Origin of the sequence: Zestomonas carbonaria (assembly GCF_904061905.1) — a bacterium.
Classification (GTDB): domain Bacteria; phylum Pseudomonadota; class Gammaproteobacteria; order Pseudomonadales; family Pseudomonadaceae; genus Aquipseudomonas; species Aquipseudomonas carbonaria.
Window position 1 is genome coordinate 1 of sequence record NZ_CAJFCI010000125.1, and the last position, 498, is coordinate 498.

Genomic DNA, 498 nt, shown 5'->3' on the forward strand with positions numbered 1-498 from the left:
CTAGCATACTTAACAGACATGATATTCCCATTATTTGTATTCCCGCTATTACTCTACAGAATATTCTTTATAAAAAATCTATCTAATTTCTACCTAAACCGGCACACGAACAAAATCTATTACAAACGAAACAAGAAACTGTTCGTATGCGAGTGGCCGAGTGCACAAGGAGGCTTCTTCTCCCGTTTAGAGTTTGGCGGCCGCTCCTTCAGCACCAGCTTTGCCCTCGCATTGAAACTCACGTCCATTGACAAAGAAGACCCGGAGTCCCCAATCACACTGTGGGTCGACAGCAACGAACCCGGCGACCCCCGCGTGGAATATGTAGCCCAGGTCTGGGAATACATCCGCCAGTTCATGGCCCACGGGCCGGATAACCTGCCGCCACCGCAGGCCCCAGACTGGTGGCATGTGCCCCACAACAATATCTGCCTGACGCCACGCCAGGCCTTCCGTCACTACGCCCCCTGGCGTACCGGCGAACCTGGCGAGGAGAAA

1 pseudogene is annotated in these 498 nt (G+C 52.6%); it reads left to right on the top strand.

What is annotated here, in order from left to right:
- Positions 1-315: 315 nt before the first annotated feature.
- Positions 316-498 (top strand): annotated as a pseudogene (locus PSEWESI4_RS24965) (hypothetical protein); the annotation flags it as partial.